The organism is Pseudomonas sp. SDO5522_S412 (genome assembly GCF_054071215.1).
The window spans coordinates 1-2,302 of sequence record NZ_JBSVWQ010000409.1 but is presented as its reverse complement, the minus strand read 5'-3'; the positions used below and the strand labels follow the sequence as shown (position 1 = coordinate 2,302).

The 2,302-nt window shown below is 60.5% G+C and carries 2 protein-coding genes; one reads left to right on the top strand and one right to left on the bottom strand.

Annotated elements, in window-relative coordinates:
- Window positions 1-133 precede the first annotated feature (133 nt).
- A complete protein-coding gene (locus ACW9I6_RS32105; RefSeq protein WP_003212864.1) occupies window positions 134-1,153 on the top strand; it encodes a branched-chain amino acid aminotransferase in 1,020 nt (339 codons plus the stop codon).
- A 140-nt stretch (window positions 1,154-1,293) separates the two neighbouring features.
- Here ACW9I6_RS32105 and ACW9I6_RS32100 read toward each other — a convergent pair whose 3' ends face one another.
- The gene (locus ACW9I6_RS32100) at window positions 1,294-2,190 is read right to left on the bottom strand and encodes a GNAT family acetyltransferase (protein WP_008434482.1); all 897 of its coding nucleotides are present in this window, start codon (window positions 2,188-2,190) and stop codon (window positions 1,294-1,296) included.
- Window positions 2,191-2,302: the final 112 nt, after the last annotated feature.

The window sequence follows — 2,302 nt, the reverse complement described above, 5'->3', positions numbered from 1 at the left end:
CATCGAATGACACGCCGCATTCGCGAGCAAGCCCGCTCCCACACAAGCCAAGAATGAAGTATTGTTGCGCCCATCCAGAAATAAACCATAAGCCTGCCTTCGACCAGGCGGTTGACAAAAGATAGAGGGTGTCATGGGTAACGAAAGCATCAATTGGGACAAGCTGGGTTTTGACTACATCAAGACCGACAAGCGTTTCCTCCAGACCTGGAAAGACGGCGAGTGGCAAAAAGGCACCCTGACCGACGACAACGTGCTGCACATCAGCGAGGGCTCCACCGCCCTGCACTACGGCCAGCAATGCTTTGAAGGCCTCAAGGCCTACCGCTGCAAGGACGGTTCGATCAACCTGTTCCGCCCCGACCAGAATGCCGCGCGCATGCAGCGCAGCTGTGGCCGCCTGCTGATGCCACAAGTGCCGACCGACGCCTTCATCGAAGCCTGCAAGGAAGTGGTCCGCGCCAACGAGCGGTTCATCCCGCCGTACGGCACCGGCGGCGCGCTGTACCTGCGCCCGTTCGTGATCGGCACCGGTGACAACATCGGCGTGCGCACCGCGCCGGAATTCATCTTCTCGATCTTCTGCATCCCGGTCGGCGCCTACTTCAAGGGCGGCCTGACCCCGCACAACTTCCTGATCTCCGGTTACGACCGTGCGGCTCCCAACGGCACCGGCGCAGCCAAGGTCGGTGGCAACTACGCCGCCAGCCTGATGCCCGGTTCCCTGGCGAAAAAAGCCAACTTCGCCGACTGCATCTACCTCGACCCGGCCACCCACTCGAAGATCGAAGAAGTCGGCTCGGCCAACTTCTTCGGGATCACCCACGACAACAAGTTCGTCACCCCGAACTCGCCGTCGGTGTTGCCAGGCATCACCCGCCTGTCGCTGATCGAGCTGGCAAAATCGCGCCTGGGCCTGGAAGTGGTTGAAGGCGACGTGCTGATCGACAAGCTGTCGGACTTCAAGGAAGCCGGCGCCTGCGGCACCGCCGCCGTGATCACCCCGATCGGCGGCATCGAGTACAAAGACAAGCTGCACGTGTTCTACAGCGAAAAAGAAGTCGGCCCGGTCACCCAGAAGCTCTACAAAGAGCTGACTGGCGTACAGTCCGGCGACGTCGAAGCGCCTGAGGGCTGGATCGTCAAGGTCTAAGCAACACTGCAAAACCAAACTGTGGGAGCGGGCTTGCTCGCGAATACGGAGTGTCAGTCGACAGATTTATTGACTGATACACCGCATTCGCGAGCAAGCCCGCTCCCACATTTGGTTTCCAGCGTTTGGAAAACCGGGCTTCAGGCCTTATCCATCGGGATGTTTTCCAGGATCTTCTTGCCCATGCTGATCCGCGGCTCCGCGCCATAACCCAGCGCCTCATAAAACCCCATCACCGCGTCATTGCCACTGGTGATCTGCAGGTTGATCTTCATGCAACCCAGCGCCGTCAACGCCTGCTCCGCATGCCGCACCAACGAGGCGCCCAGGCCCTGGCGGCGATAGTCGTTGTGCACCGCCACTGAATACAACCAGCCACGATGCCCGTCGTAGCCGGCGAGGATAGTGCCGATCACCGCCTTCTTGTCGGTGGCCACGAAGAACAACCCATCGTTGACCGCCAGCTTCTTGTCGATCGCCAGGCTCGGCAGGTTATGCGCCGCGTCATAACCAAACGCCGCCTGCCACAACGCCACCACCTGCGCCCGATGGGCCCGATCGCGATAGACGCCGATGGGATGGCGGGATGACAACGCCTTCTCCATCACCAGCGTGCGTTCATTGCCATGGTAGACATCGCGCACCGTGTGGAAACCCAGCTTGGTGTAGAACGGCTCGGCCGTCAGCGAAGACGGCACATGCAACAAGGTCACCCCGGCTTCCCGGGCACGCAGCTCGATTTCAATCATCAGCAAGCGCCCGATGCCCTGCCCTTGCAGCGCCGGATTGACGAAGACCGAGCGCACCACATTGGCGTCAAGTGCCGCCGTGGCAACGATCACCTCATCCTGAATGGCCACCAGCACCGTTCGACGCGCGAGCAACGCCACGACAGCCTCGGGAGTAAAGTTGCTCGCCACCCGCGCAATCACATCCGCCGGATAATCCCGGGCGTTGCTGTCATGCAGGGCCGCCAGGATGACCTGGCTGATGCCCTCGGCATCGGTAGTTTGGGCGAGACGAACTTCAGTGGGCATGGTTTCTCCATCCAGACAAAAAACCTCAGGCAACACAATACCAATGTGGGGGCGGGTTTGCTTGAGAAGGCGGTGTACCAGCCACCGAGTTGATGAACTGACCCACCGCTTT